The 3,481-nt window shown below is 42.8% G+C and carries 3 protein-coding genes; 1 reads left to right on the plus strand and 2 read right to left on the minus strand.

The window, feature by feature from the left end; all coding sequences use genetic code 11:
- Positions 1-58 precede the first annotated feature (58 nt).
- Together KTHG_RS06265 and KTHG_RS06270 are read right to left on the minus strand one after the other, a co-directional pair.
- The gene (locus KTHG_RS06265; RefSeq protein ID WP_139992261.1) at positions 59-934 is read right to left on the minus strand and encodes a C39 family peptidase; all 876 of its coding nucleotides are present in this window, start codon (positions 932-934) and stop codon (positions 59-61) included.
- Between the two features lie 74 nt (positions 935-1,008).
- On the minus strand, positions 1,009-2,955 hold the full coding sequence (locus KTHG_RS06270; RefSeq protein WP_139992263.1) for a GTP-binding protein: 1,947 nt from the start codon (positions 2,953-2,955) through the stop codon (positions 1,009-1,011).
- A gap of 129 nt (positions 2,956-3,084) precedes the next feature.
- On the opposite strand from KTHG_RS06270, the gene KTHG_RS06275 reads away from it, so the two are divergent.
- Complete coding sequence (locus tag KTHG_RS06275; RefSeq protein ID WP_126990188.1) at positions 3,085-3,465, plus strand: hotdog family protein; 381 nt, start codon at positions 3,085-3,087, stop codon at positions 3,463-3,465.
- Positions 3,466-3,481 lie beyond the last annotated feature (16 nt).

Consider the following 3,481-nt stretch of genomic DNA (forward strand, 5'->3'; position numbering starts at 1 on the left):
CGCGATTCCGGTTTTTCTTATGCTCCTAGGAGCGGTTGTTTTTACGCATATGTCCTATTTATCTTACGACAACGGCCTGTTTTTTTGCATTATATGCTTTTTCAAGTGCATAGCCATTGATCCAGTACGTTCCTTGCTCTGAAGATGGATCAGCTACTTTGTATTCACCAATTGTTGAATCATAGCCTGTTAGTAAAACGATGTGTAAATTATCTACCGCTTCTTCTGAGCCCGGTGTACCAAAGTCCCATTCGCCGATAACAGGTGCAGCAAAATCTTTTGTAACATATAGTATAACGGGGTTACCAAGTGCTAATTCATGTTGAATCTCTTGCATATCACTACCTGAAATATCTTCTACTGTTTGTGCATAGCGTTCTTTTGCATATGCTGCGAGTGGTGCTGGGTAAATTGTTTGATAATAGCCTGCTGGTGACGCTTCATACGGTGAGCCAACAAAGCCTTCATTTGGATTGCGTTCTGCTGTTGGCATATTCGCTAATAGTGTTTTGAAATCATCTTCTGTGTATTGTTTGTATTGTAGTGCCATTAATAATGCCGCGCCCTCACAGCCAAATGGTGCGTTAACAGGTGCGTATTGATTGATCACTGGTACATCAAGCTCAATATGTTTGGCATCTGCTACTTGTGGTAAAACCGATTCGTCTAAAATGAAGCCATGGCCGAATGGCGTTTCAACTTCAAACCAAACGTTTTTATCGATATGTTTTTTTGCGATCACTGTTACGACTGTCGCAATCGGTAAAATATGTGTAACAGATGCATTTGTATCCATTAATGCATATAATTTTGTGTCATCTGTAAACGTCACAAATGGCTCTGGTGAAGCATTTTTCTTTGCTTGATTAACTGCAAGCGCTGTAGCACCCGCAGCAATTCCTAGTACTAATCCTACTTTGACTGATTTTTTCATTTTTTTCTTCCTTTCGCAATTCAGACGTTACTTGTATTATACAAATAGCCTAATTCAATTGTCACGCACAAGCCTTATAATTCTGTATTCGCATGCATCAACGCTTCTGCCTCTTGCCACGGCACGACATAGCCTTTTCCGTGACTGCAAAAAATAGAGTTTGATGTATAATTTGGGTCTGCTTGTTTATCATAGCCAATCCGTTCAATGACCTCGTCGGTGTTATGACAGCGATCATAGCCATCAAATACGAGACAGATGCTCCCTTTACCATTTGTATAGGCTGCAAACTGTGTCGGATACGTTAAAAAGCTCGCCACTGGTACTCGCGCATGAATCGTTACATATTCTCCTTCTGTAAACGGCGCGTCAAAAGTGCCACTTGCCATCTGTAAATCGCTCATCATACGGCCCATATGGTCGATATGTGCACGCATGACAACGGCATAATACGGCTCTAACAACACATTTTCTACTTGTTCTAGGCCTTGTCGCAATGCACGATGAGTCGCCTCGCGGAAATCGCCGCCCTCTGTATGCTTTATATGTGCCTTCCCTGTCACAAGTGTCACGATTATATCTGTTACAGCAGAGCCTGTCAGTAAACCATGATGCGCACGTTCAAGCACATGCTTTTGAATCAGGTTTTGCTGACCGACGAGTAAATCATCTGCGTGGCATTCATTGATAAAGGTGATGCCCTGTCCGCGTGGCGCTGGCTCCATGCGTAAATGCACTTCTGCATAATGCTTCAGTGGCTCAAAATGACCATAGCCCTTTGTCGATGTAAAAATCGTTTCTTTATAAATAATCGTTGGTGCCTCAAACTGCACCATTAATTGAAAGCGTTCTGCTAGCACTTGTTGCAATACTTCAAGCTGAATGACGCCCATAATATGCAGATGAATTTCCTGCAACGCTTCTTGCCACACAATTTCAAGCGATGGGTCTTCCGCCTCGAGCAAGCGGAAATAGCGTAGCATTTCCTTCGGCGAAACACCGTCTTCAAACACCACATGAGATTGTAAAGTCGGTACTAAGCTCGGTGCCTTATACGATACCGCGTCGCCAAATGTCGTACCAATAACGGCGTTCTTTAAGCCATAAATCCCGACGCTTTGTCCAGCGACGGCTTCTTGAAGTTGCTCAAATTTCTCCCCATTATATAAGCGAATTTGCCCTACCTTCATCATTTCACCATCGATTTCGAGTGCTTCACGTGCTTTTAAACGACCCGCATCGATTTTCAAATAGGCAATACGCTGACCCTTTTCGTCATGACGGACTTTATAGACACGCGCTGCAAACGGTGCAGCCGCGTCATAATTTGTAGCCGTTAAGCGGTCAAAATGCTGTAAAAACGTTGAAATCCCCTCATCTTGTAATGCTGAGCCGTAATGGATCGGGAATACTCGCTCGTCACGAATCATCTGGCAAAGTGCCGCTTCAAACACATCGCGCGTATAGCCGGTCTCAAAATAACGCTCCATTAACGTATCATCAAGTGCCGCAACAGCCTCTGCTAATGGCTCATCCATCTCTTTTGTCAAATGATTCGTTAATACGACCGTATTCGGCGTCAGCAATGCGTGAATACTTGCAATAGCCTTGTCTAAATTAGCGCCTTCTCTATCCATTTTATTAATAAAGAAAAACGTCGGAATATGGTGTTTTCGAAGTAATTGCCACACCGTTTCTGTATGTCCCTCAACACCATCTACGGCATCAACGAGCACTACTGCATAATCGAGCACTTGAATGGCGCGCTCCATTTCTGGTGAGAAGTCGACGTGTCCCGGTGTATCAATCATCGTATATGTATTGTTGTTATACGTAAACATCCCTTGCTCCGCAAAGACGGTAATGCCTCGTTCACGTTCAATTGGGTGCAAATCTAAAAAAGCATTTTGATGATCGACACGACCACGTGCCTGAATACCTTGACCATAATATAAAATTTGTTCCGAAAAAGTTGTTTTTCCGGTATCTACATGCGCAAATATCCCGAACGTTTTATACATGTTATCGTCCTCATTTCCTTGAAACTGCTTTTATTATAGCACTTCTCTTCTCGAAGCATAAACCGTCTAGAAAACGGGTAATCTAAAGATATACTTCCATATGACGAATACTAAGGAGGCGGTTTATAGATGATGGTAGGAGATACGTTTTCAGCGAAGCGAATATTTACACGCGGTGACGTATTTGCATTTAGTAATATTACCGGCGATTTCGGTTTATTGCATACGATGCCGGATAGTCGTGGGCGTGTCCGGGTACACAGTTTATTAATTGCCAGCATTGCTACTAAAATTGGCGGCGACCTTAATTTCTTTTCAGAAACACTTGACCATACATTTATGAAGGCAGTTTATACGGGCGATGAAGTGACTTGTAAAATTACGATAACGAGCGTCACCTCTCTTGATAATTCGTTCCATGTCGAGATGGCGCTTATTTTTAAAAATGCCGAAAATGAAACCGTCGCCACAGGCAATGGTAGTGGCTTTATCCCGAAAAATATATCCTAATAAAAAGGCTTCTCGC

It is taken from the genome of Kurthia sp. Dielmo (assembly GCF_000307285.2).
In the GTDB taxonomy this organism is placed as follows: Bacteria; Bacillota; Bacilli; order Bacillales_A; family Planococcaceae; genus Kurthia; species Kurthia populi.

Excerpts from the sequence above, each read along its gene's own strand:
- KTHG_RS06265 (WP_139992261.1), bottom strand. The coding sequence starts at position 934 with ATGAAAAAATCAGTCAAAGTAGGATTAGTACTAGGAATTGCTGCGGGT.
- KTHG_RS06270 (WP_139992263.1), bottom strand. The coding sequence starts at position 2,955 with ATGTATAAAACGTTCGGGATATTTGCGCATGTAGATACCGGAAAAACA.
- KTHG_RS06275 (WP_126990188.1), top strand. The coding sequence starts at position 3,085 with ATGATGGTAGGAGATACGTTTTCAGCGAAGCGAATATTTACACGCGGT.